This window comes from Halopseudomonas maritima, from assembly GCF_021545785.1.
Classification (GTDB): domain Bacteria; phylum Pseudomonadota; class Gammaproteobacteria; order Pseudomonadales; family Pseudomonadaceae; genus Halopseudomonas; species Halopseudomonas maritima.
This window is the reverse complement of record NZ_CP079801.1, coordinates 1,465,300-1,487,270: the sequence shown is the minus strand read 5'-3', so window position 1 is coordinate 1,487,270 and position 21,971 is coordinate 1,465,300. Positions and strand designations below refer to the sequence as shown.

Annotated in this window: 21 protein-coding genes and 1 riboswitch; of the genes, 9 read left to right on the top strand and 12 right to left on the bottom strand. The window is 62.3% G+C overall.

All coding sequences use genetic code 11. The features are described from left to right. Positions 1–166 precede the first annotated feature (166 nt). From HV822_RS06710 to HV822_RS06695, 4 genes are all read right to left on the bottom strand, one after another. Complete coding sequence (locus HV822_RS06710; RefSeq protein WP_238872961.1) at positions 167–1,972, bottom strand: TonB-dependent receptor domain-containing protein; 1,806 nt, start codon at positions 1,970–1,972, stop codon at positions 167–169. A gap of 126 nt (positions 1,973–2,098) precedes the next feature. Next, positions 2,099–2,295, bottom strand: a riboswitch (cobalamin riboswitch). Positions 2,296–2,331: 36 nt separating this feature from the next. Continuing rightward, on the bottom strand, positions 2,332–4,218 hold the full coding sequence (gene dxs / locus HV822_RS06705; RefSeq protein WP_238872960.1) for a 1-deoxy-D-xylulose-5-phosphate synthase: 1,887 nt from the start codon (positions 4,216–4,218) through the stop codon (positions 2,332–2,334). Positions 4,219–4,311: 93 nt separating this feature from the next. Continuing rightward, on the bottom strand, positions 4,312–5,199 hold the full coding sequence (locus HV822_RS06700) for a polyprenyl synthetase family protein (protein WP_238872959.1): 888 nt from the start codon (positions 5,197–5,199) through the stop codon (positions 4,312–4,314). Then, the gene (locus tag HV822_RS06695) at positions 5,196–5,435 is read right to left on the bottom strand and encodes an exodeoxyribonuclease VII small subunit (protein WP_238872958.1); all 240 of its coding nucleotides are present in this window, start codon (positions 5,433–5,435) and stop codon (positions 5,196–5,198) included. Before HV822_RS06695 ends, HV822_RS06700 begins: the two co-directional genes overlap by 4 nt. Positions 5,436–5,737: 302 nt before the next feature. Here HV822_RS06695 and HV822_RS06690 point away from each other — a divergent pair, with 302 nt between their 5' ends. Beyond that, positions 5,738–7,906 (top strand): putative bifunctional diguanylate cyclase/phosphodiesterase, encoded by a 2,169-nt coding sequence (locus HV822_RS06690; protein ID WP_238872957.1) that lies wholly within the window; start codon positions 5,738–5,740, stop codon positions 7,904–7,906. A gap of 3 nt (positions 7,907–7,909) precedes the next feature. Here HV822_RS06690 and HV822_RS06685 read toward each other — a convergent pair whose 3' ends face one another. From HV822_RS06685 to crp, 3 genes are all read right to left on the bottom strand, one after another. Next, positions 7,910–8,635 carry a 16S rRNA (uracil(1498)-N(3))-methyltransferase gene (locus tag HV822_RS06685; RefSeq protein ID WP_238872956.1) on the bottom strand — a complete coding sequence of 242 codons (726 nt, stop codon included), beginning with the start codon at positions 8,633–8,635 and terminating at the stop codon, positions 7,910–7,912. A 4-nt stretch (positions 8,636–8,639) separates the two neighbouring features. Then, positions 8,640–9,992: an adenosylmethionine--8-amino-7-oxononanoate transaminase gene (locus tag HV822_RS06680; RefSeq protein ID WP_238872955.1), complete on the bottom strand. Its 1,353-nt coding sequence runs from the start codon at positions 9,990–9,992 to the stop codon at positions 8,640–8,642. A gap of 338 nt (positions 9,993–10,330) precedes the next feature. Next, positions 10,331–10,975 (bottom strand): cAMP-activated global transcriptional regulator CRP, encoded by a 645-nt coding sequence (crp, locus tag HV822_RS06675; protein ID WP_238872954.1) that lies wholly within the window; start codon positions 10,973–10,975, stop codon positions 10,331–10,333. Between the two features lie 179 nt (positions 10,976–11,154). Here crp and HV822_RS06670 point away from each other — a divergent pair, with 179 nt between their 5' ends. Next, positions 11,155–11,577 (top strand): OsmC family protein, encoded by a 423-nt coding sequence (locus HV822_RS06670; protein ID WP_083728081.1) that lies wholly within the window; start codon positions 11,155–11,157, stop codon positions 11,575–11,577. 109 nt (positions 11,578–11,686) lie between these two features. Continuing rightward, on the top strand, positions 11,687–11,962 hold the full coding sequence (locus HV822_RS06665) for a DUF1145 domain-containing protein (RefSeq protein WP_238872953.1): 276 nt from the start codon (positions 11,687–11,689) through the stop codon (positions 11,960–11,962). On the opposite strand, the gene coq7 is transcribed toward HV822_RS06665, so the two are convergent. Both coq7 and HV822_RS06655 read right to left on the bottom strand, forming a co-directional pair. Then, positions 11,950–12,594 (bottom strand): 2-polyprenyl-3-methyl-6-methoxy-1,4-benzoquinone monooxygenase, encoded by a 645-nt coding sequence (gene coq7 / locus HV822_RS06660; protein WP_238872952.1) that lies wholly within the window; start codon positions 12,592–12,594, stop codon positions 11,950–11,952. The genes HV822_RS06665 and coq7 overlap by 13 nt on opposite strands. 35 nt (positions 12,595–12,629) lie before the next feature. Further along, positions 12,630–12,968, bottom strand: coding sequence for a histidine triad nucleotide-binding protein (locus tag HV822_RS06655; RefSeq protein WP_238872951.1), 339 nt, complete (start codon positions 12,966–12,968; stop codon positions 12,630–12,632). 113 nt (positions 12,969–13,081) lie between these two features. Between HV822_RS06655 and HV822_RS06650 the strand changes: the two genes are divergently transcribed. Beyond that, positions 13,082–14,563 carry an AAA family ATPase gene (locus tag HV822_RS06650; RefSeq protein WP_238872950.1) on the top strand — a complete coding sequence of 494 codons (1,482 nt, stop codon included), beginning with the start codon at positions 13,082–13,084 and terminating at the stop codon, positions 14,561–14,563. On the opposite strand, the gene hemJ is transcribed toward HV822_RS06650, so the two are convergent. Continuing rightward, complete coding sequence (gene hemJ, locus HV822_RS06645; RefSeq protein WP_238873561.1) at positions 14,560–14,952, bottom strand: protoporphyrinogen oxidase HemJ; 393 nt, start codon at positions 14,950–14,952, stop codon at positions 14,560–14,562. The genes HV822_RS06650 and hemJ overlap by 4 nt on opposite strands. A 172-nt stretch (positions 14,953–15,124) precedes the next feature. Between hemJ and argC the strand changes: the two genes are divergently transcribed. The 4 genes from argC (at position 15,125) to erpA (ending at position 17,781) form a co-directional block, all read left to right on the top strand. Next, the gene (gene argC / locus HV822_RS06640; protein ID WP_238872949.1) at positions 15,125–16,159 is read left to right on the top strand and encodes an N-acetyl-gamma-glutamyl-phosphate reductase; all 1,035 of its coding nucleotides are present in this window, start codon (positions 15,125–15,127) and stop codon (positions 16,157–16,159) included. A 107-nt stretch (positions 16,160–16,266) separates the two neighbouring features. Then, complete coding sequence (locus HV822_RS06635) at positions 16,267–16,929, top strand: DUF6776 family protein (protein ID WP_238872948.1); 663 nt, start codon at positions 16,267–16,269, stop codon at positions 16,927–16,929. Next, positions 16,929–17,360, top strand: coding sequence for a bactofilin family protein (locus tag HV822_RS06630; protein ID WP_238872947.1), 432 nt, complete (start codon positions 16,929–16,931; stop codon positions 17,358–17,360). Before HV822_RS06635 ends, HV822_RS06630 begins: the two co-directional genes overlap by 1 nt. A gap of 67 nt (positions 17,361–17,427) precedes the next feature. Next, positions 17,428–17,781, top strand: coding sequence for an iron-sulfur cluster insertion protein ErpA (gene erpA / locus HV822_RS06625; RefSeq protein WP_238872946.1), 354 nt, complete (start codon positions 17,428–17,430; stop codon positions 17,779–17,781). On the opposite strand, the gene HV822_RS06620 is transcribed toward erpA, so the two are convergent. Both HV822_RS06620 and HV822_RS06615 read right to left on the bottom strand, forming a co-directional pair. Continuing rightward, positions 17,782–18,882: an anhydro-N-acetylmuramic acid kinase gene (locus HV822_RS06620; protein WP_238872945.1), complete on the bottom strand. Its 1,101-nt coding sequence runs from the start codon at positions 18,880–18,882 to the stop codon at positions 17,782–17,784. Continuing rightward, the gene (locus HV822_RS06615; RefSeq protein ID WP_238872944.1) at positions 18,882–20,312 is read right to left on the bottom strand and encodes a peptidoglycan DD-metalloendopeptidase family protein; all 1,431 of its coding nucleotides are present in this window, start codon (positions 20,310–20,312) and stop codon (positions 18,882–18,884) included. Before HV822_RS06615 ends, HV822_RS06620 begins: the two co-directional genes overlap by 1 nt. 231 nt (positions 20,313–20,543) lie before the next feature. Between HV822_RS06615 and tyrS the strand changes: the two genes are divergently transcribed. After that, positions 20,544–21,767, top strand: a complete 1,224-nt coding sequence (gene tyrS, locus HV822_RS06610; protein ID WP_238872943.1) for a tyrosine--tRNA ligase — start codon at positions 20,544–20,546, stop codon at positions 21,765–21,767. Positions 21,768–21,971 lie beyond the last annotated feature (204 nt).

Here is a 21,971-nt window from a genome sequence, read left to right as displayed (position 1 = left end):
CGAATTCCGGTTCAGACAAAGACGCATTATGCCTGAACCCCGGTGCCGGGCGGCAAATTGGGGCGACGAGCGCGGGATACGGCGCACGTTGCGGTCAAGCTGGGCGCCAAAAAAACAAGCCCCGCACGGTGGCGGGGCTTGGTGGTGTTGCCTGTTGGTGCTTGGCTTAGAGCTGGGGTGTCCAGGTCAGTGACAGGCGCGCATTAAGCTCCTCGTTCTGGTAGGGGTTGCCGGCAAAGTCGTTGGACAGCGCGTACTCTTTTTCCAGTACGTTGCTGACGGCCAGGTCCCAGCGCGTGGTGTCGCTCATCAGCCAGTTGGCGCGTGCCTCCAGGGTGCCGAAACCGGCCAGCTCCTGGGTGTTGGCAGCATCGTTGTAGCGGGTGCTGTTGGCCACAACGCTGAAACCGACGCCAACGTCGCCGAACTGGCGATCAGTGTCGATGCTCAGCAGGCGTTTGGGGCGGCGTGGCAGCAGCTTGCCGGTGGCGCGGTCACGCGGGTCGAGCCAGGTTGCAGACGCTACGGTATACCAGCCGAGGATGTCGCGCTCGGCCGTCAGCTCCAGCCCGTTGATACGTACTTCGCTGATGTTCTGCGGAGTCCATGTGGCATCCAGCGTGATCAGGTCGTCGATGTCCATTCGGTAGGCAGAGGCCTCGAACACGGTCTCGGCAAAGCGTCCACGCCACTGCAGCTCATAGCTCTTGGAGCTTTCCGGACGCAGGTTCGGGTTGGAGCCCCAGGCGTTGTACAGGTCGTTGAAGGTCGGCGCGCGGAAGCCTTCGCTGTAGGATGCGACCAGTTGCTGGCTGTCGCTCAGGGCAAAGATCAGCGCTCCGTTGAAGGTGTTCTCGCTGCCGAACTGCTCGTTGTCGTCATGACGCATACCCAGCTCTGCACTGATCTGCTCGCCGCTGAAGCGGTATTGGGCAAAGGCGGCCTGGTTGTAGCGCTCGTCGTCGGTGAAGGCGCCGTCGGTGCGCAGACGGTCTTCGTACCAGTCCAGCCCCAGCTGCAGGTTGTGGGCATCGCTGAAACTCAGATTGTTCAGCCAGCTGGCGGAGTCGCGGTAGGTGTCGTAGGACGACGGGAAGGTGCTGGACAAGGTGTCGCGGCGGTCTTCCGCGTGCCCAACTTCCAGGCGGGTGCGCCACAGGGTGTTGACCTGCCATTGAACGTGCGCGGCAGCGGTGCTGAGGCTGAAGTCGTCTTCCGGGTCGCCCATCAGGTCGTACTCGGTGTTGCCGGTCTGCTCCAGCAGGCGTACGCCAACTTCCAGGTCATCAGTAAAGTTGTGGGTCAGGCTCGCATTGAAGGCCCGGTTGCGATAGCCATCATCGTCGCGGTCACCACCCACGCTGTTGGTGGTGCGGTTGATGCCGTCGGTTTCGTTCAGGCTGGCACCCAGAGCAAAACGGGTCTGGCCGTTGCCGCCGGACAGAGCCAGGTCTCGGGTGAAGGTCTGATTACTGCCCACGCCGAGTTTGACGCGCGCGTCCAGGCCTTGGCTGCCCTGACGAGTGAAAATCTGCACCACACCACCAATGGCGTCGGAGCCGTAGATGGCGGAGCGCGGGCCACGGATGACCTCAACACGCTCAATCTGGTCTAGGTTGATGAACTCCAGGCTGGGTTGGCCGGCGCTGGCGCTGGCGATGCGCTGGCCGTCAACCAGTACCAGGGTTTGGGTCACGCTGGTGCCGCGCAGGGAGATGCCGGTCAGGCTGCCGAGACCGCCGTTGGTGGTGATCGACAGGCCCGGCACACGGCGCAGAAGGTCACTCACGCTGTAGGGCTGCAGCCGGTCAATGTCATCCCGAGTAAAGACGGTGCTGGCGGCGCTGGAGGCGCTGCGCTCTTCTACCTGGCGGGAGGCGGTAATCAGGGTGTCAGGCAGGTCGAGTGCATCGTTGGCCTGGGCAACGGCGCAGGCGAGCAGGCCGGGTAGCAGGAGCAGGGCGTTCTTCATGGTATGTCCTCGGGGCTGGATCAGTCTGAGCCGAGGACAATAGCGGGCAGTGGTCGAGGCGTGACACCGGCGACCGTGCTGACCGGTGGCGCCCTCCGCGTCACGTTGGCAGACAGCACCTCTAGGGGTGCTATCGGGCGACAGGCCGGTCTCCGGACTTGAAGTCAGTCGCAATCGCCTTCCCGTGGATACAGTGGCGGTTGATTGCGGCTGCAGGGCTAGCCTGCGACTTCTTACCGTTGCGGGGGCAGTGTCGGACTTGAACCGACTTCCCGTTTCACCCGCCCTATCACAGGGCAGGCACCTGACGCGTTGTAATCGGGGCGGACTCTAGGCGTTTCGCCGGGAGCGGTCAAGCCTTAGCCGAGGCGGCCAAGGCGTTCGCGGATGGCGTTTTCGATGCCGGCAGCATCCAGCCCGCACTCGGCCAGCATCTGGGCCGGCTTGGCGTGTTCAACGTAGATATCGGGCAGGCCGAGGTTGAGTACCGGCAGGCTGATGCCCTCGGCCAGCAGCCATTCGTTGACGGCGCTGCCGGCGCCGCCCATCACGGCGTTCTCTTCCACGGTAACCAGCAGATCGTGGCTGGCGCTCAGCTCGGCGATCAGGGCGTGGTCCAGCGGTTTGACGAAGCGCATGTTGGCAACGGTGGCGTTCAGCGCGTCGGCGGCCTTCATGGCGTGCTGGTGCAGGGTGCCAAAGCAGAGAATGGCGACCTTTTCGCCCTGGCGGGTGACCAGGCCCTTGCCGATGGGCAGGGGCTCCAGCGCCGGGTCGATGGCTACGCCCGGGCCGGTGCCGCGCGGATAACGCACGGCCGCCGGGCCTTTATGCAGGTAGCCGGTGGTCAGCATCTGCCGGGTTTCGTTTTCATCTGCCGGGGCCATGATCAGCATGTTTGGCAGGCAACGCAGGTACGACAGGTCAAAACTGCCGGCGTGGGTCGGGCCGTCTTCGCCCACCAGGCCGGCGCGGTCGATGGCAAAGAGCACGTCCAGGTTCTGCACGTCGACGTCATGGATCAGCTGGTCATAGCCGCGCTGCAGGAAGGTCGAGTAGATAGCGACCACCGGTTTGGCGCCCTCGCAGGCCATGCCGGCTGCCAGGGTGACGGCGTGCTGCTCGGCAATCGCGACATCAAAGTAGCGTTTGGGGAAACGCTCGCTGAAGGCGATCAGGTCGGAGCCTTCCTTCATGGCCGGGGTAATACCGATCAGGCGCTCGTCCTGCTCGGCCATGTCGCACAGCCACTGGCCAAAAATATTGGAAAACTTCGGCTTGCTGGCGCCAGCAGGGGCAGCCGGCTTGGGTTCCAGCTTGGTAATGGCGTGGTAGCCGATGGGGTCGGCCTCGGCGGGGGAGAAACCGTGGCCTTTTTGCGTGACGACGTGCAGAAACTGCGGGCCCTTGAGCTCGCGCATGTTGGTCAGAGTGCGTACCAGCGTAGGCAGGTCGTGGCCGTCGATGGGGCCGATGTAGTTCCAGCCCAGCTCCTCGAACAGGGTGCCGGGCACCAGCATGCCTTTGGCGTGCTCTTCGGTCTTGCGCGCCAGCTCCCAGGCCGGCGGGATCTTGGACAGCATCTTCTTGCTGCCTTCGCGCATGTGCGAGTAGGTACGGCTGGAGAGAATCTTGGCCAGATAATTGGATAGCCCGCCCACGTTGCGCGAGATCGACATGTCGTTGTCGTTCAGCACTACCAGCATGTTGGCTTCTACGTCGGCGGCGTGGTTCAGTGCCTCGAAGGCCATGCCGGCGGTCAGCGCGCCGTCGCCAATGACCGCCACGGTGCGGCGGTCCAGTCCCTGCAGCCCGGCGGCGATGGCCATGCCCAGGCCGGCGCTGATGGAGGTGCTGGAATGGCCAACGCCAAAGGTGTCGTAGGGGCTTTCACTACGGCGCGGAAAGGCTGCCAGGCCGCCTTTCTGGCGCAGGCTGGCCATTTGTTCGCGGCGCCCGGTGAGAATCTTGTGCGGGTAGGCCTGATGGCCGACATCCCACAGCAGCCGGTCGTCCGGGGTGTGGTAGACGTAGTGCAGGGCAATGGTCAGCTCGATCACACCCAGGCCGGCGCCAAAATGCCCGCCAGTCTGGCCGACGCTCCACAGCAGGAAGGCCCGCAGCTCATCCGCAAGCTCTCCTAGCCGGCTCTCGTCCAGCGCGCGCAGCTGCGCGGTGTCCTCGAGACTGTCCAGCAGAGGGGTAGCGGGGCGTTGTGGCGGAATGTCGTGGAAAGTGGTGGGCATCAAACAAGGCTCTGATTGCCACCGCAGTGGCCGGAAAACAAGTGCGCAGTTTAACTGATGCGGTGCAATAGCCCAACTGCGCGTAGGGTTGTTTCAGAAGCGCCGCTGCACAATGTAGTCCGCCAGCTGGCGCAGGCGCTGGGCAGCAGGGCCGAAACCGTCGACCGCGCTGATGGCCTGGTCACGCAGCTGATCGGCCAGGCGATGCGCGCCATCCAGCCCGAGCAGCGCCGGGTAGGTGGGCTTGTCGCGGGCCATATCGGCGCCCTGCTGTTTGCCGAGGACGCTGGTGTCGCTTTCGATATCGAGGATGTCGTCCTGCACCTGAAAAGCCAGGCCGATACTGTCGGCGTACTGTCCGAGCGCGGCCAGCTGGGCGTCGTCTACCTGTTCGCTGGCCAGTGCGCCCAGCTGCACGGCGGCGCGGATCAGGGCGCCGGTCTTGTGTTGGTGCATGGATTCCAGCGTTGCCAGATCCAGCTGTTCGCCCACCGCGCCCAGGTCGATGGCCTGGCCGCCAACCATGCCCTGCGGGCCGGCGGCGCGGCCCAGCAGTTGCACCATCTGCAGGCGTGTGGCGCTCTGCCAGTGGGCGGCGCCAGCCAGCAACTCAAAGGCCAGTGCCTGCAGGCCGTCGCCGGCCAGAATCGCGGTCGCTTCGTCAAAGGCGCGGTGGCAGGTGGGCTGGCCGCGGCGCAGGTCGTCGTCATCCATGGCCGGCAGGTCGTCGTGAATCAGCGAGTAGGCGTGGATCAGCTCTACCGCAGCGGCTGCCGGGTCGGCTTGCTGCGGCTGCCCGCCAAGCGCCTCGCAGCTGGCGTAGGCCAGCAGGGGGCGTACCCGCTTGCCACCGTTGACCACGCTGTAGCGCATGGCACTGTACAAGCGCTCAAGGCGGGGCTGCGGGGTGTTCAGTTGGCTGCCGAGGTAGGCGTTGATGCGCTGTTGGCACAGGCTCAGGTAATCAGCAAACTCGCTCATTCGCGGGCGCCGTCAAACGGCTCGGTGCGCAGCTCACCGTTGTTTTCCATCAACTGCTGCACCTTCTGCTCGGCCTGGCTCAGTGCCTGTTGGCAGTCGCGGGTCAGGGCCACGCCCTGTTCGAAGGCAGCGAGTGATTCTTCCAGGCTGAGATCGCCGCTTTCCAGGCGCTCTACCAGTGCCTGCAGCGAGCCAAGGGACTGCTCAAAGTCCACTGCGGTTTTCTTCCGGGCCATGGTTACCTCAGCTGGGGGTGAATTAAACGGCTGAACATTACCCAAGGGGCCGGGATGGGTCAATTGGCAAGGCGCTGGGAGGCTGGCTTTTGACCCAGGTCAGTGAATGCGCATTCTGGCTTGACCGCTCCTAAACAGGCAGGGGGAGCTGCGCTAGAATGATGTCGCTTTCACATCAAGCGGTTGCGCCGATGTTGCTGCACCTGTGTCGCTCGTGTGTGGGTTGACCAACGTAAAGCACGCGAGTGAATCAAGCCGGTAGCCGGTTATTGGCAGCGTGCGGTAGGAAAGGAGTTACCGTAATGAGGCCGTTACTCGATCAGTTGGGGCTGGATGCCGCAGGCTTGCGGCAACGCCTTGATTTTCTGGATTGGGCTGAGGCTGACGGCGAGCGCCTGCGCCAGCTCGCGGCGGACGGTGACGCGATTAGTCACGCCTTTCTCGACGAGCTGTACGATCGCCTGGCGGGCTACCCGGAAACCGCAGCCATCCTGTCTGATCCGGCCCGAGTTAGCCAGCTCAAGCAGCGCCAGCTGCACTACTATCGACGGCTGTTTGCCGGCCACATTGATGATGATTACCTGCGGGAGCGCGTACGCATCGGTCAGAACCACGAGCGGGCTGGCGTGGAGCTGCGATGGTACCTGGGCGCCTACCGGCTGTTTCTGGCCCGCGCACTGCGTCAGCTCCTGGCTCACGCACCGGATCGCCTGGCTGAGCAGCTGGATCGTGTCGATAGCCTGCTGAAAATCGTTTTCTTTGATATGGGCGTGGCTGCCGACGCCTACGTGCAGGCGGAGCACCAGGCGTTGGAAGCCAGCGAAGGGCGCTATGCCCATGCTCTGCGCGGCGCCAACGACGGCATCTGGGACTGGAATGTAACCACCGATCGACTGTATGTCTCGGCGCGCTGGGCCAGCATGCTGGGCATGACGCCGGCCCAGCTGGGTGGGCAGGCTGCCAGCTGGTTTGCGCGCGTACACCCAGCGGATTTGTCGGCACTGCGAGCGGCGTTTGACCAGCACTTGCAGGGGCGCACGCCCTGGGTGCGCCATGAATATCGCATGCGCCGCGCCGACGGCAGTTATATGTGGGTACTGACACGCGGGGTGGTCGAGCTGGATGCCAGTGGGCATCGCCGCCTGGCGGGTTCGCAAACCGACATCAGCGAGCGACGGCGCATACAGCGTCAGCTCGAGCATGCCGCCGGCCACGACGCGCTGACCGGGTTGATCAACCGTGATCAGCTCAATCACCAGCTGCAGGCTGCGGTTGAGCGCTTGCAACTGCCGGGTGCGCGTCACGCGGCGGTGCTGTTTATTGACCTTGATCGTTTCAAACTGATCAACGATAGCCTCGGGCATGCCGCCGGAGATCGGGTGCTGGTGTGGGTTGCCGAACGGTTGCGCGACTGCCTGCGCCCCGGTGATCAGCTGGCGCGCTTTGGCGGCGATGAGTTTGTCATGCTGCTTGATGATCTGGCCTGCCCGGCGGATGCCGATAAGGTCGCCGCACGTGCGCTGGTCGCGCTACGCGAGCCCCTGCGGCTGGGTGAACGCTGTGTGGTGGTGAGCGCCAGTATCGGGGTTGCGCCGCTGTCGCCGGGGCAGGGGCTTGAGGAAGCCTTGCAGGCTGCGGACCTGGCTCTGTATAGCGCCAAGGACGCCGGTAAGGCGCGCTATGAGCGTTTTGATCACTCCATGCAGGTGAATGTGCGGCGTCGGTTGCAGTTGGAGAGCGACCTGCTGCAGGCGCTGCAGCGCGGTGAGTTCAGTCTGCATTACCAGCCGCTGGTTGATTTGCACAGCCGGCGGGCGACGGCCGTTGAGGCCCTGCTGCGCTGGCAGCATGAGGGCGAGGCAATTTCGCCCGCCGTTTTTGTGCCGCTACTGGAGGAACTGGGCGAGATCGTTGCGGTGGGCGACTGGGTACTGCAGCAGGCCTGCCGCCAGGTGCGGGCCTGGCAGCTTGCCGGCGCCAGCCAGCTGCACTGCTCGGTCAACCTGTCCGGCCGACAGCTGCAAGAGCGGGACTTTCCTGCGCGCCTGCGCGAAATTCTGCGCAGCAGCGACCTGGCGCCCCAGAGTTTGGTGCTGGAGATTACCGAAAGCCTGCTGATTGATCAGGATGCGCTGGTACTCAGTACCCTGCGTGAGCTGGCCGGCATGGGCGTGCGCATCGCCCTGGACGATTTTGGTACCGGTTACTGTTCCCTCGGTTACCTCAACCGCTTTCCGCTACACATCATCAAGCTGGATCGCAGCTTCCTCCACGATGCCCACCAGGATGAGCGGCAGCTGAAGGTCTGCCAGGCGTTGATCGCGCTAAGCCGAGCGCTTGACCTGGCGGTGGTGGCCGAAGGCATTGAGCGTGATGAGCAGGTAGCGTTATTGCTCCGGGAGCACTGCACCCTGGGGCAGGGCTATCTGCTGGGGCGGCCGCAGCCGGCTGAGCAACTGCGGTTTGGTTGAGCCCTAGCGAAAGTCGCCCCACAGGTGCTGTAGCAGGGTTAGCGCCACAATCGGCGCAGTTTCCGTGCGCAGCACGCGCGGGCCGAAGCAGGCGGCATGAAAGCCGGCGCGCTCGGCCTGTTCTATTTCATTGGCGCTGAGCCCACCCTCCGGGCCAATCAGCAGCGCTGCAGATGCGGGCTGGCTAAGACTGCCCAGATCCTGCGCGGTACGGTGATGCAGCACCAGTTTGACCTCGGCCTGCAGGTCGGACATCCAGTCCTGCAGCGCCGCTGGCGGGTGAATAACCGGCACCACGCTGCGCCCGCATTGCTCGCACGCGCTGATCGCAACCTGCTGCCAGTGGCTCTGGCGTTTGTCGGCGCGCTCGCCCTGCAGCTTTACTTCGCAGCGCTCGGTAAACAGCGGGGTGATTTCACTCACGCCCAGCTCGACCGCCTTCTGAATCGCCCAGTCCATGCGCTCACCGCGGGACAGCGCCTGTCCCAGATGGGTGTGCAGGGGTGACTCGGGCGTACCTTCGATCGGTGCCTGCAGCTGTACGCTGACCTCGCGCTTGCTGACCGCGCTGATCTCCCCGGGCCACTCCTGGCCGCTGCCGTTGAAAATCTGCACGGGCGCGCCGGGGGCCAGACGCAGCACCCGGCCGATGTAGTGGGCGACATCGCCGTCGAGCAGCACCTCGCCGGCGCTCAGCGGGCGATCCAGATAAAAGCGCGATACCCGCATGGCGTCAGTCCCGGGTGGCCAGCTGAATGCCTTCCCAGGCGACGCTGGCCAGATGGTCGATCTGCTCCGGCGTAATCACATAGGGCGGCATGAAGTACACCACGCTGCCGAGCGGGCGCAGCATGGCCTGATTCTTCAGTGCGTGCTGATAGACGCGAATGCCGCGCCGTTCCTGCCAGGGGTAGGCCTCTTTTGTCGCTTTGTCTTTCACCATCTCGATGGCCAGCACCATGCCGGTCTGGCGGACTTCGGCTACGTGCGGGTGGTCGACAAAATGCGCGGTGGCCTTGGCCATGTGCGCGGACAGGGCCTTGTTGGCCTCGATCACGTTATCGCGCTCCAGCAGGTCCAGCGTTGCCAACGCGGCAGCGCAGGCCAGCGGGTTGCCGGTGTAGCTGTGCGAGTGCAGGAAGGCGCGCATGCTTTCGTAGTCGTCGTAGAACGCCTGGTAGATGCGGTCGTTCGTCATGCACACCGCCATCGGCAGATAGCCGGCGGTCAGTGCCTTGGACAGGCAGAGAAAGTCCGGTGCAATGTCGGCCTGCTCGCAGGCAAACAGGCTGCCGGTGCGGCCAAAGCCAACAGCGATCTCGTCGTGAATCAGGTGTACGCCGTAGCGGTCGCAGGCCTCGCGCAGCAGCTTGAGGTACACCGGGTGATACATGCGCATGCCGCCAGCGCACTGAATCAGCGGCTCGACGATCACGGCGGCCACTTCTTCATGGTTGTCGGCCAGCGCCTGCTCCATGTGCGCAAACATCTGCCGGCTGTGCTCCTCCCAGCTGACGCCGTCTTCGCGGTAGTAGCAGTCAGGGGAGGGGACGGTGATGACGTCCATCAGCAGCGGCTGATAGGTTTCCTTGTAGAGCGCGACATCGCCCACCGCCAGCGCTGCCAGGGTTTCGCCGTGGTAGCTGTTGGACAGGGTGATAAAGCGTTTTTTCTGCGGCTTGCCGGTGTTGAGCCAGTAATGAAAGCTCATTTTCAGCGCCACTTCGATACAAGAGGAGCCGTTGTCGGCGTAGAAGCAGCGGGTCAGCGGCGCTGGCGTCATCTGCACCAGTCGCTCGGACAGCTCGACCACCGGGGGGTGGCTGAAGCCGGCCAGAATCACGTGCTCCAGGGTGTCGAGCTGTTGTTTCACGCGCTCGTTGATGTAGGGGTTGGCGTGGCCAAGGATATTGACCCACCAGGAGCTGACCGCATCCATGTAGCGGTTGCCCTCAAAGTCGTGCAGCCAGATGCCTTCCCCGCGCTGGATCGGGATGACCGGCATGTGCTCGTGGTCTTTCATCTGGGTGCAGGGATGCCAGAGCACGGAAATGTCGCGCTGCATCCAGTCGTTATTCAAACCCATGTTTCAGCTCCTCCAGAAGTGGCCTGGGGAGCGATTGTACACTGGGGAAGCGCTGATTGATTCCGCAGCCCTCTGGCGTTCAGCCTGGGCTGCAATCAAGGCGTGATTTTGAAGGCATGTCGGAACCTGTCGAGAAATTACAACGCAGAGTGCAGCCCTGCCGGATGCGGCCCAACCTGAACGCCCCTTAGGGCGAGCGCTCAAGCATACATCTGCTGCGTTGCGCTGCTTGCCAATAGAGCTACTATTGGCTGCACATCGCGCCTTTCATCTGCGCGCTTGAGCACTCGCAGAGGGCGTGTGGAATTAATCAGCGCTTCCCTGGCAACAGACCCTGGTCAGCGCGTGCCGTAGACCACCATGGTTTTACCCTTCACCTCAATCAGCCCTTGCTCTTCCAGGCTTTTGAGCACGCGGCCAACCATTTCCCGTGAGCAACCAACAATGCGGCCGATCTCCTGGCGGGTGATCTTGATCTGCATACCGTCGGGGTGGGTCATGGCGTCCGGCAACTTGCACAGCTCCAGCAGGGTGCCGGCGACGCGGCCGGTAACATCCAGGAAGGCCAGATCGCCTACCTTGCGGGTGGTCTTGCGCAGACGTTCGGCCATCTGGCGGCCGACGGCGTAGAGCAGCTCGGGGTCGCGCTGGGTGAGTTCGCGGAACTTGGCATAGCTGACCTCGGCCACCTCGCACTCGGTCTTGGCGCGCACCCAGGCGCTGCGGTCGTGTTGGGCCGGGGTGAGATCAAACAACCCCATTTCGCCAAAGAAGTCGCCCTGATTGAGGTAGGCGATGATCATTTCACGCCCTTGCTCGTCCTCGATCAGAATGGTGACCGAGCCCTTGACGATATAAAACAGGCTGTCTGAGCTGTCGCCTGCGTGGATCAGTGTGCTGCGTGCCGCAAAGCGGCGGCGATGGCAGTGGGCAAGAAAAGCGTCGATGTTTTTTATTTTAGGAGTCAGGTTGATTGAAACCATTAAAAGCGTGTCCTGGCCGTCATTGCGCCGGCGGAAAATGCGGCGCCTCCGTGTCAGCCTCAGCGTGAGACCAAACCGGATTATGTCCAGTTTTTGCCATCCTGACCAGTGCGGGCATCTGTCGCAGGTGGCTGTGGTATTCTCCCGGCCTTCGAGCGATTTTGCGGCGGGAGCAAGTAATGAAAGCGACGATCAAGTGGGTCGATGGGGTCATGTTTCTGGGTGAGTCCGGCAGTGGTCACACCGTGGTCATGGACGGCCCGCCGGAGGCCGGTGGCCGCAATATGGGTATCCGCCCGATGGAAACCGTGCTGGTAGGCCTGGGTGGCTGCGCCAGCTTTGATGTGGTCAGCATTCTGAAGAAGGCCCGGCAGGACATCCGCGATGTGCATACCGAGCTGGCTGCCGAGCGCGCCGATGTTGAACCCAAGGTGTTCACCAAGATCCATCTGCACTTTGTGGTGACCGGCAAGAACCTCAAGGAAGCACACGTAAAACGTGCGGTAGAGCTGTCGGCTGAAAAGTACTGCTCGGCGTCCATCCTGATGGGCCGCGCCGGCGTTGAAGTGACCCACGATTACGAGATCGTCGAAATCGACTGAGTGCCCTGCTGCTGGCGCCTTCGGTCAGCCGTTTGGCTGGGCAGGCCCTTGGCAGTGCCCCGCTGACCGCTACTATCCAGACTCCGATAACAAAAGACAGGGAGTTGTGATGCGCGCATTCATGTTACTCGCCAAGCTGATGATGCTGGCGTTCTGGCTGACGGTATTGCTTAGCCTGGCGGGCCTGATTGAGGTGCCCAATCCGCAGCGGTTGCATCTGATCGCGCTGGTGGTGCTGGGGGTGCACGTGCTGGAGTGCCTGCTGATGTACCGCAAGTTCAAAAAGCTGGGCTCCACCGGCAGCCATCTGTTGCAGGTAATGCTGTTCGGGGTGCTGCACCTGCGTCACCCCGATACCGTGAGAGCAATCAATCAGGCCTTGTAGGTCGCCTTGGTCATTACCTTGGACAGCAGCACCATGGCCTGTTTGACCGGCGCGGGAAAGACCGCGCCGCCAGCCTCCAGCGCGGCGTGACCATGCTCAATCTCGTCTTCGCGCATTTGCTCCAGAATGGCGCGTGACTTGATGTCTTCCTCCGGCAGCTGGGTCAGGTGGTCATCCAGATGACGCTCGACCAGTTGCTCGGTGGCGGCGACAAAGCCCAGGCTGATGCGATCGCTGATCAGTCCTGCCGCTGCTCCCATCCCAAAGGACATGCCGTAGAACAGCGGGTTGAACACGCTGGTGCGGCTGCCCAATTCAACCAGCCGCTGCTCGCACCAGGCCAGGTGGTCGACTTCCTCGGCGGCGGCGTGCTCCATCTTTTCGCGCACCTCCGGCAGCTTGGCGGTCAGCGCCTGGCCCTGATAAAGCGCCTGGGCGCAGACCTCGCCGGTGTGGTTGATGCGCATCAGGCCGGCGATATGGCGGCGCTCCTCGGCATCCAGTGGCACGTTGGCCAGATGCTGTGCCGGCGAGGGGCGTTGAGGCTGCGCTGCACCCGGCACCAGGGTGCGTAGCGACTGGTCAGCCTGATTCAACAGACGATCCAGAAAACTGTAATGACGTGTGCTCATGTTTGCTCCGGCGTCAGAGTGGGTGCTGCGTGGTCTCAGCCCGGCGGCCAGGTCAGTTGGCGCTGGCCGAGAACATGCAGGTGAATATGGTAGACCGTCTGGCCGCCCATTTCGTTGCAGTTGAATACGGTACGAAAGCCCGCCTCGCAGCCTAGCTCATTCGCCAGCTTCTGGGCGGTGTACACCATGTGGCCGACAACCGCGCGGTCATCCTCGGTTACATCGTTGAGGGTGGCGATGTGCTTTTTCGGAATCACCAGAAAGTGCACTGGCGCCTGTGGGTTGATATCGTGAAAGGCGAAGACCTGATCGTCTTCGTATATCTTTTTGGACGGAATCTTGCCGTCGATGATCTTGCAGAACAGACAATCCACGCTGCGCTCCTTGGTTGGCTGGGGGGCGCGGTCGATAACCGCATGCCTGGCAGTGTACCGCAGGCAGCCGGATTGGCACTATCAGGATAGAGAGAACACAGCGGAGGCGTGGGTTGAAAAACGATATTCATGATCTGGGGTTGCTGCTTGAATCGCGGGTGCGGCTGATCGTTATCGAGTCTTGGCAGGAGCTGCGCGTGCTGGAAACCATCGGCTCTCTGGCGGTGCAGCGGGCGCAAACCTGGTACACCTGGAATCATCTTGATGGCCTCAGCCGTCTCGGTTTTGGTACCGATGTGGATGACGAGCAAGACTCGCGCGACCCCGAGGTCGCGTTGGAGATGGTGCGCCGCGCCGCGGATGATGCGCTTTACGTGTTCTGCGACCTGCACCCGTTCCTCGATTCGCCGCGCATCGTGCGGCAGTTGAAAAGCCTGGCGCAAAGCAGTGCCACCAGTGCCCCTACGCTGCTGCTGATCAGCCACGGGCTGACGCTGCCGCCCGAACTGACGCGCCTGGCTGTGCGGCTACAGCTGAACATGCCGAGCGAGGAAGAACTCAGCGCCATCGTTCGCGAGGAGGCCGTGCGTTGGAGCGCCGCCAACCAGGGGCAGCGGGTGCGCACGGACAACAGCACCCTGCAGCAGGTGGTGCGCAACCTGCGCGGCACCACGCACGATGAGGCGCGGCGCCTGGCGCGCAATCTGATCATTGACGATGGCGCTATCGACCAGACCGACCTGCCGGCGCTGAACAAGGCCAAGTTCGAGCTGCTGGGCATGGATGGTGTATTGCACTTCGAACAGGAAACCGCCCGCTTCGGCGATGTGGGTGGCCTGCAGCGTTTGAAAGAGTGGCTGGCCGAACGGCAGAGCGCCTTCACCCAGGCTGATCTCGCTCAGGACCGCCCGCGGGGTGTGCTGCTGGTGGGCGTGCAGGGCGCCGGCAAGAGCCTGGCGGCCAAGGCTGTGGCCGGGCTCTGGGGGCTGCCGCTACTGCGCCTGGACATGGCCGGGCTGTACAACAAATACATCGGCGAGACGGAAAAGAACTTGCGCGATGCGTTGCAAATGGCCGATGCGCTGGAGCCCTGCGTGCTCTGGATCGATGAAATCGAGAAAGGCGTGGCCGGCGATCAGAGCGACAGCGGCGTGTCGCGACGTATGCTCGGCACGTTGCTGACCTGGATGGCCGAGCGCCAGTCGCGGGTATTTCTGGTTGCCACGGCCAACGACGTCAGCCAGTTGCCGCCAGAGCTCATTCGCAAGGGTCGCATTGATGAGCTGTTCTTTGTCGACCTGCCGGATGAGTCTGTACGTGCCGATATCTTCGGTATTCACCTGGCCAAGCGCGGGTTCGACGCCAGTCAGTTCGATCTGCAGCAGCTGGCGCAGGCCAGCGAGGGCTTTTCTGGGGCGGAGATCGAGCAGGCGGTGGTATCGGCTGTGTATGCCAACGCCGCCGGTGACGGCCGACTCGGCAGCGTACATATCCTCAATGCCATCAGCCGCACGGCGCCGCTGTCGGTGGTCATGGCCGAGAAACTGCAGGCCCTGCGGCTATGGGCGCAGGACCGGGCGGTGAGGGCGGACTAGAAGGGCTTAACCACCACCAGAATCACAATGCCGACCAGAGCGAGCACTGGTGCCTCGTTGAACCAGCGGTAGTAGACGTGGGAGCGGGTGTTAACGTCTGCAGCAAAGCGGGCGCGGATGCGCCCGCACAGGTGGTGATACACCACCAGCAGCGCAACCAGCGTCAGCTTGGCGTGCATCCAGCCCTGGCTAAGCCAGCCCGGGTTGAGGTACAGCATCCAGCCGCCGAGCAGCAGGGTGACCACCATCGACGGATTCATGATGCCGCGCAGCAGTTTGCGCTCCATGATCTTGAAGCGCTCGCGACTGATCTCATCCTCGGCCTGGGCGTGATAGACGAACAGGCGCGGCAGGTAGAACAGGCCGGCGAACCAGGTAATCACGGCCATGATGTGAAAGGCTTTTATCCAGAGGTACACACGAGTCTCCTGTTGGCGGCGCTGGCGCCGGGCCAGTGCTGGTAATTTCTGTCAGCGCTTTTATCATAGGGAGCTCGGAGCGTCAGCTACGCTGACGTCGCACCCACTGTTCAAACAAGACACAGAGAATCAGGACGTAATAATGATCAAAGTAGGCATTGTAGGCGGAACCGGCTACACCGGTGTTGAGTTGCTGCGGCTGTTGGCCCAGCACCCCGAAGCGCATGTCGAGGTCATTACGTCGCGATCCGAGGAGGGGCTCTGTGTCGCCGATATGTACCCCAACCTGCGTGGTCACTACGACAATCTGCGTTTCAGTGTGCCGGATGTCACGACCTTGGGCGCCTGTGACGTGGTGTTTTTCGCTACGCCGCATGGCGTTGCCCACTCGCTGGCCGGAGAGCTGCTGGCGACCGGGGTGAAGATCATCGACCTGTCGGCGGACTTCCGGCTGCGCGACGCGGAGGAGTGGAGCCGCTGGTACCACCAGCCGCACGGCGCGCCGGAGCTGCTGGGCGAGGCGGTATACGGGTTGCCCGAAGTCAATCGTGAGGCCATTCGCGGTGCTCGCCTGATCGCCGTGCCCGGCTGCTACCCGACTGCGACCCAGCTCGGTTTTATTCCGCTGCTTGAGGCGGGCCTGGCTGATCCGGCGCGTCTGGTTGCCGACTGCAAGTCCGGGGTCAGTGGCGCTGGTCGCGGAGCCAGCGTGCCGTCGCTGTTCTGCGAGGCGACTGAAAGCATGAAAGCCTACGGTGTGGCCGGTCACCGTCACCTGCCGGAAATTCGCCAGGGCTTGCAACTGGCCGCTGGTCAGCCGGTCGGGCTGACCTTTGTACCGCACCTGACGCCGATGATTCGCGGCATTCACGCGTCGCTCTACGCGACCGTGGCCGATACCAGCGTAGACCTGCAGGCACTGTTTGAGCAGCGCTACGCCGATGAGCCTTTTGTTGATGTGATGCCGGCCGGTAGCCACCCGGAAACACGCAGCGTACGTGGCGCCAATGTCTGCCGCATCGCGGTGCACCGGCCGCAGGGCGGCGATACCGTCGTGGTGCTGTCGGTGATCGACAACCTGACCAAGGGGGCCTCGGGGCAGGCGGTGCAGAACATGAATATCCTGTTCGGCCTGGATGAACGCGCAGGGCTAGCGCAGCCGGCACTGATGCCCTGATGACAGAGCTCAAGCGGCCCCGACCCCAGTCGTATCGGGACCACCAAGTCAGCATCACGCCGCGGGAAAGCCGGGCGCGACGACGCTGGCGGCGTGCCGTACTGATCATGCTGCTGACCGCAATTCCGGTCAGTGCCTGGCTGGGCTGGGAGTCCGCCATGCGCCGCCTGGCACCGGTTGCCCAGGAGCGCGAGCAGTTGCTTGAGCACCAAGGGCAGCTGGTTCAGGAGCTGGAAAGCCAGCGTCAACAGTATCATCAGATGGAGGTTGACCTGCTGGTTGCCCGCGAGTCGGTTGCCGAGGGGCAGCAGGTCATTCGTGAGCTGGAAGCCCAGCTGTTCCGTCAGCAGCAGAGTCTGGCGCAGTATCAGGGCGTATTGGCGCCGGATGCTATGAGTCCGGGGCTGCGCATTCAGGCGTTTGAATTGCACGCCACTGATGATCCGCAGGTGTTTGCTTACAAGATCATGGTCAGCCGGGTTGGCGACGAGAGCGACATGCTGCAGGCCGGGCTGGACCTGGCAATCAGTGGCGAACGCGACGGTGAGGCGGCAACCCTGCCGCTTGCCGAGTTGGCGCCGGACGCTGAAGCTGATGTGCTGGCGCTGAACTTCCGTTACTTTCAAGTGGTGCCGGCGCGCAGTGAGCAGGCGCAGTTGAGGTTGCCGGACGGTTTTGTGCCGAAGCAGGTCACGTTGACTGCCAGCGATGGGGACGACACCCTGGTTGAGCAGTCTTTCGATTGGACAGTCACAGGAGTAGTACCCTGATGTGGGGATCGTCGGACAAGCAGAAAAAAGCGGATATCAGCCGCTTTAGCGGCAAGACCACTATTATCGCCCACGACGCTGAGGTCGCCGGGGATTTGCGCTTTGTCGGCGCCGTGCAGGTAGATGGTCGGGTGGTCGGCAATATTGAAGCTGAGCAAGGGCTGGTGCGTATCAGTGAGCACGGCTATGTCGAGGGCAGCATCAAGGCGCCGCACGTGGTCATCAATGGCCAGGTCTGTGGCGACGTTCAGGCGCTGGAGCACCTGGAGCTGGACGCCAAGGCGCGTATCAGTGGTGACCTGCATTACCGTTCGATGGAGATGGTCATGGGCGCGCAGATCAGCGGCCAGCTCAACTGCATGAGCGGGAGTGTGGAGCTGTTGACCTTCACCGAGCACGCTCCAGATAGCGAAGGTGCGCACAATAGTTGACCAAAAACCTCGGGAAAACGGATAATGGCGGCCCTGTTGTGCTGCGGCCCTGGCCGCTGGAGGTTGTATGTCGAGTCCTGAGGTCTATATTCCCACCCCGCTTATTTTCAGCGACAACGCCGTCAGCAAGGTGCGTTCGTTGATTGAGGAAGAGGGTAACGAGCAGCTAAGTTTGCGGGTGTTTGTCACCGGCGGCGGTTGTTCAGGCTTTCAGTACGGCTTCACCTTCGATGATGAGCTGGCCGAAGACGACACCATCGTTGAGCGTGATGGCGTACGTCTGATTGTCGACCCCATGAGCTTTCAGTACCTGGCAGGCTCCGAGGTGGATTACCAGGAGGGGCTCGAAGGCTCGCGCTTCGTCATCAACAACCCCAATGCCAGCACCACCTGCGGCTGCGGCTCATCCTTCTCGATCTGATCAGGCTGGGTAGAGTGCACCTAGAACGCGCTCGCCCTTTGCGCCGGTGACGTTAGGCAGGTTGCCGGCCAGTCGCTGCTCAAACCGCCACGCTAGCCACGCGAAGGCCATCGCCTCCATCCAGTCCGGGTTTACGCCCAGCGCTTGCGTCGAGAGTACGCGCTGACGCGGCAGCAGCATTTGTAGTTGCCGCATCAGGTGCGAATTGCGCGCGCCACCCCCACAGATATAGAGCTCTGCGGTATCGCTTGCGGCCTGCTGCAGGCTGTCGGCGATGCTTTGTGCAGTCAGCATCGTCAGGCTGGCCTGCACGTCCACCGCCGACACGCCCGGAACCTGCTGCAGATGCGCGGCCAGCCAGGCCTCGTGGAAGTACTCGCGCCCAGTGCTCTTCGGGCCGCGGCGGGCAAAGTAGGGGTCAGCCAGCATGCGCGCAAGTAGCCCCTGATGTACCTGGCCTTGGCTGGCCCACTGTCCATCGGCGTCAAAGGGGGTGCCGATATGGCGCAGTGCCCAGTTGTCCATCAAGGCGTTGCCGGGGCCAGAGTCAAAACCCGACGCTGCCTCGCCGGGCCGCAGTACTGTGAGATTGGCGAAGCCGCCGATGTTGACCAGTGTGCGAGTCAGTGCCGGGCTGCTCAGCAGCCAGTGATGGAAGGCGGGCACCAGGGGTGCACCTTCGCCGCCGGCGGCGAGGTCACGGCTGCGGAAGTCGGCAATGACCTTGATGCCCGTCAGCTCCGCCAGCAGCGCCGGACTGCCGATCTGCAAGCTGAAGCCCTGCTCGGGGTGGTGACGCACCGTCTGGCCGTGGCTGCCAATGGCGCAGATCTGCCTGGGGCTGAGCCCTTGGCGCGCCAGTAGCTGGTTGACGCCCTCTGCAGCAAGCCGTGCCCAGGCGTTGCCGGCAACGCCGGCCTGGTACAACTCGTCGTTACTGGGGCTGCACAGGTCAAGCAATTGCTGGCGCAGTGCGGCTGGCAGGGGGAGGCAGAGTGCATCCAGGCAGTCGGCTTGCTGGCCGTCGTTAAAGCGGGAGAGGGCGATGTCGATACCATCCAGGCTGGTGCCTGACATGATACCGACATACAGAAGGGACATTACTGATCCAGGGCGGCTAGCTGAGTGGTGCGGTTCTGATCCATGGAGGCCATCAGCTGCTGGCTGCTGGCCAGAAAGGCCGTGCGCTCGCTGGCCGGGATCGGGTCAGAGGCGGGCAGCTTGACGCCAAGCGGGTCAACGTGGCGACCGTCAACACGGAACTCGTAATGCAGGTGCGGGCCGGTTGCCAGGCCGGTCATGCCAACGTAGCCGATGACCTGACCCTGGGTCACATTGCTGCCGGCGCGAACCCCGCTGGCAAAGCGACTCATGTGAGCGTAGAGGGTCTGGTATGTGCGACCATGCTGGATGACAACAGCGTTGCCGTAACCGCCCTTGCGGCCAGCGGAGACCACGCGGCCGTCACCGGTAGCCTTGATGGGGGTGCCTGTCGCGGCGGCGTAGTCGACACCTTTGTGTGCGCGAATGCGGTTAAGCACGGGATGCAGGCGGCCCGGATTGAAGCGCGAGCTGATGCGGGCAAAGTCAACCGGTGTGCGGATGAAGGCTTTGCGCATGCTGGTGCCATCGGCGCGGTAGTAGCTGGCGTAGCCATTGCTGTCGGTGTAGCGCACGGCAGTGTAGGTCTTGCCGCGGTTGGTGAAGCGCGCCGCCAGAATGTTCTTGTTGCCGACGTTCTTGTCGCCAACGTGCAGCTCCTCAAACAACACCTCAAAGCTGTCGCCCTGGCGAATGTCGCGGGCAAAATCCACGTCGTAACCAAAGATGTTGGCCATTTGCATGGTGAGGTTGTGATTGAGGCCGGCGTTCTGTGCAGCGAGGAACAGCGAGGAGTTGATGGTGCCTTGGACGTAGCGTTCGCGGACCTCAGGCTCGATGACGTCTTTGCTGAAGGCAAAGCCATCGTCCGTTCGCTCGATGCTGATGCTTTCCAGATCGTTGAGTTTGGAGCGCATGGCCAGCAACTGACCCTCTGCATCGGTCTGATACTCCAGCACCTGGCCTACATTCAGACGAGTAAAGCGGCGGGCTTCCTGGCTGCTATTGAGTACGGCGTGCAGCGTGCTGGCACCCAGGTCAGCCTGATCAAACAGGGTCGAAAGCGTATCGCCGCTGGCGACGGTCAGTTGCTGCCACTGCGGTTCAGTCGGAGTCGGCGGCTCTACTGCGACCATCGGCGCGCCCTTGGCGGCATCGGTTGCCTGCTTGGCGATGTCCAGTGGTTTTGGCAATGTGACTGCGTCGCTGACCAGTGCGTCCAGTTGTTCAGGCGACTGGGCTAGTGATGCGCCTGCGTCACCAGTCTCGGATTCGGGGGCTGGAAGCTCAAGTTGAACGAAGGTTTTCTTGGCTTCTACGTCAGTAGTGGGGACAACGAGCAGAATGATGCTCAGCGCTGCAGCGATTCCGCTGGCGGCCACGAGGTGGCTTTTGGGGTATCGCGGTGACTTTTTATCTGGAGATCCCATAAGCGCTCTTGTGTAGAAGTATTCTAGATAAAGTGGACTAACTTGCTAAATTATAATTGAAAAGCGTGCGTGGCAAGTTTTTGCTCGTCCCGTCTGTCAGATTTCTACCGTCAATTCTTGTTAGGGTGCAGATCGCCTGCTACCCCGCCTTGCTTGTAATTGATAGGCAATGTTGTATGGTTTGTTCCCCGGTTTACCCACCCACCTTGAACCTACAGGAAATCTGGACGTATGAAGTCGGTTGACGAGCAGTTGGCGCTGATCAAGCGCGGCGCGGATGAGATTTTGGTTGAAAGCGAATTGCGCGCCAAGCTGGAGCGCGGCACTGCGCTGCGTATCAAGGCCGGCTTCGACCCAACCGCGCCGGATCTGCACCTTGGTCACACGGTGCTGATCAACAAGCTGCGTCAGTTTCAGGAGCTCGGCCACCAGGTGCTGTTCCTTATAGGGGACTTCACCGGCATGATCGGCGATCCGTCCGGTAAGAATGTCACGCGCCAACCGCTGACGCGTGAGCAGGTGCTGGCCAACGCTGAGACCTATAAAGAGCAGGTGTTCAAGATTCTTGATCCAGCCAAGACCCAGGTGATGTTCAATTCCACCTGGATGGACAAGATGACCTCGGCCGATATGATTCAGCTCGCTGGCAAGTACACCGTGGCGCGAATGCTAGAGCGCGATGACTTCGACAAGCGCTACAAAGGTGGGCAGTCGATTGCTGTTCACGAGTTTCTCTACCCGCTGGTTCAGGGCTACGACTCGGTCGCCATGCAGGCGGATGTCGAGCTGGGCGGGACAGATCAAAAGTTCAATCTGCTGATGGGGCGTGAACTGCAGCGTCAGTATGGGCAGGAGCCCCAGATCATTCTGACCATGCCGATTCTGGAAGGCCTGGACGGTGTGAAGAAGATGTCCAAGTCGCTGAATAACTATATAGGTATCAATGACGCCCCGGGCGAGATGTACAACAAGCTGGTGTCGATGCCCGACAGCCTGATGTGGCGCTACTTTGAGTTGCTTAGCTTCCGCAGCATGGACGAAATCGAGCAGTTCAAGGTTGATATCGAAGGCGGCGCCAATCCGCGTGATATCAAAATCAAGCTGGCTGAGGAGCTGGTCGCGCGTTTCCACGGTGAGGAAGCGGCGGCCAACGCCCACCGGTCTGCCGGCAACCGCCTGAAGGATGGCGAACTGCCTGATGACCTGCCGGAAGTAGAGATTGAAGTGGATAGCGAGCTGCCGGTGTCTGCTGTGCTTAACCGCGCCGGCATGACCAAGAATGCTGCGGCTGCACGTGACCTGCTGAATGCCGGCTCGGTCAAGGTAGATGGCGAGGTTGTAGATCGTGATTTCGTGTTCCAGCCAGGCGTTGCCTACGTCTGCCAGGCGGGCAAGAAGAAATTTGCGCGCATTGTGTTGAAAAAAGGCTTGACGCGCCCGCTGAGGTCTCTATAATTCGCGCTCTCGCAGGGCAGGACGCTCATTCGAAAGCGCTTATTAATCAATGAGTTAGCTTGAAAATAAAGCTTGACAGCCCAGCGAGACGGCGTAGAATGCGCCACCTCGGAACGGCGCTTCGAAAGAGCCCGAATCGAGTGAGATGAGAGGTTCTCATCAGGTTGTTTGGAAGGTGTTGACAGCGGGGTTTGATCCTGTAGA

Excerpts from the sequence above, each read along its gene's own strand:
- HV822_RS06685 (WP_238872956.1), bottom strand. The coding sequence starts at position 8,635 with ATGCGGGTATCGCGCTTTTATCTGGATCGCCCGCTGAGCGCCGGCGAG.
- HV822_RS06635 (WP_238872948.1), top strand. The coding sequence starts at position 16,267 with ATGCTGCTGACCGCAATTCCGGTCAGTGCCTGGCTGGGCTGGGAGTCC.
- HV822_RS06700 (WP_238872959.1), bottom strand. The coding sequence starts at position 5,199 with ATGAGCGAGTTTGCTGATTACCTGAGCCTGTGCCAACAGCGCATCAAC.
- argC (WP_238872949.1), top strand. The coding sequence starts at position 15,125 with ATGATCAAAGTAGGCATTGTAGGCGGAACCGGCTACACCGGTGTTGAG.
- HV822_RS06665 (WP_238872953.1), top strand. The coding sequence starts at position 11,687 with ATGCGCGCATTCATGTTACTCGCCAAGCTGATGATGCTGGCGTTCTGG.
- HV822_RS06630 (WP_238872947.1), top strand. The coding sequence starts at position 16,929 with ATGTGGGGATCGTCGGACAAGCAGAAAAAAGCGGATATCAGCCGCTTT.
- HV822_RS06620 (WP_238872945.1), bottom strand. The coding sequence starts at position 18,882 with ATGTCCCTTCTGTATGTCGGTATCATGTCAGGCACCAGCCTGGATGGT.
- tyrS (WP_238872943.1), top strand. The coding sequence starts at position 20,544 with ATGAAGTCGGTTGACGAGCAGTTGGCGCTGATCAAGCGCGGCGCGGAT.
- HV822_RS06670 (WP_083728081.1), top strand. The coding sequence starts at position 11,155 with ATGAAAGCGACGATCAAGTGGGTCGATGGGGTCATGTTTCTGGGTGAG.
- HV822_RS06680 (WP_238872955.1), bottom strand. The coding sequence starts at position 9,992 with ATGGGTTTGAATAACGACTGGATGCAGCGCGACATTTCCGTGCTCTGG.
- HV822_RS06615 (WP_238872944.1), bottom strand. The coding sequence starts at position 20,312 with ATGGGATCTCCAGATAAAAAGTCACCGCGATACCCCAAAAGCCACCTC.
- erpA (WP_238872946.1), top strand. The coding sequence starts at position 17,428 with ATGTCGAGTCCTGAGGTCTATATTCCCACCCCGCTTATTTTCAGCGAC.
- coq7 (WP_238872952.1), bottom strand. The coding sequence starts at position 12,594 with ATGAGCACACGTCATTACAGTTTTCTGGATCGTCTGTTGAATCAGGCT.
- hemJ (WP_238873561.1), bottom strand. The coding sequence starts at position 14,952 with ATGGCCGTGATTACCTGGTTCGCCGGCCTGTTCTACCTGCCGCGCCTG.
- HV822_RS06695 (WP_238872958.1), bottom strand. The coding sequence starts at position 5,435 with ATGGCCCGGAAGAAAACCGCAGTGGACTTTGAGCAGTCCCTTGGCTCG.
- crp (WP_238872954.1), bottom strand. The coding sequence starts at position 10,975 with ATGGTTTCAATCAACCTGACTCCTAAAATAAAAAACATCGACGCTTTT.
- dxs (WP_238872960.1), bottom strand. The coding sequence starts at position 4,218 with ATGCCCACCACTTTCCACGACATTCCGCCACAACGCCCCGCTACCCCT.
- HV822_RS06690 (WP_238872957.1), top strand. The coding sequence starts at position 5,738 with ATGAGGCCGTTACTCGATCAGTTGGGGCTGGATGCCGCAGGCTTGCGG.
- HV822_RS06710 (WP_238872961.1), bottom strand. The coding sequence starts at position 1,972 with ATGAAGAACGCCCTGCTCCTGCTACCCGGCCTGCTCGCCTGCGCCGTT.